This window comes from Streptosporangium nanhuense (assembly GCF_059358815.1).
The window spans coordinates 1-824 of record NZ_JCADBG010000120.1 but is presented as its reverse complement, the minus strand read 5'-3'; the positions used below and the strand labels follow the sequence as shown (position 1 = coordinate 824).

1 protein-coding gene is annotated in these 824 nt (G+C 70.4%); it reads left to right on the top strand.

Features of this window, described 5'->3' with window-relative positions:
• Nucleotides 1-627, top strand: a 627-nt coding sequence (locus tag AC5L38_RS44275) for a Gfo/Idh/MocA family protein (protein WP_495248833.1), incomplete at its 5' end; no start/stop codon positions are given.
• Between the last annotated feature and the right edge of the window lie 197 nt (nt 628-824).

Here is an 824-nt window from a genome sequence, read left to right as displayed (position 1 = left end):
TCCGGCGCGCTGGGCGACATCGGCGCGCACATCATCGACACCGCCCAGTTCATCACCGGCCAGCGCCTCACCCAGGTCTCGGGCCTGACCGAGACGTTCATCACCCAGCGGCCGCTGGCCGAGGCCTCGGCCGGGCTCTCGGCCGACACCGGTAACGGGTCGGGTGCGGAGATGGGCGAGGTCGACGTCGACGACGCGGCGCTGTTCATCGGCCGTCTCAGTGGCGGGGCGGTGGCGTCGTTCGAGGCGACCCGGTTCGCCACCGGCCGCAAGAACTCGCTGCGGATCGAGGTCAACGGGTCGAAGGCCAGCCTGGCGTTCGACTTCGAGGCGATGAATGAGCTGTGGTTCCACGACCACGCGTTGCCGGCCGAGGAGGCGGGCTTCCGCCGGGTGCTGGTCACCGAGGCCGGGCATCCCTATGCCGGGGCGTGGTGGCCGCCGGGCCACGGCCTGGGTTATGAGCACACCTTCACCCACGAGGCGAAGGACTTCGTCGAGGCGATCGCCACCGGCGTCGCCCCGAGCCCGTCGTTCGACGACGGACTGAACGTCCAGCGCGTGCTGGCCGCGGTCGAGCGCAGCGCCGCCGACCAGAGCCGTCTGACGGCGATCGAGGAGGTATGACGGAGCCCGCCGTCCATGGGGAACACACCCCGTGAGCGGGCCCCGTCACCCGGGTGGTGGGTGCGCGAACTGAGCTCGCGCACCCACCACTCGGCCCACAATCTGTGACATGGAGGACATATGAGCAGGCCGATCACCTTGTTCACCGGCCAGTGGGCCGACCTGCCGTTCGAGGAGGTCTGCCGCCTGGCCTCGGG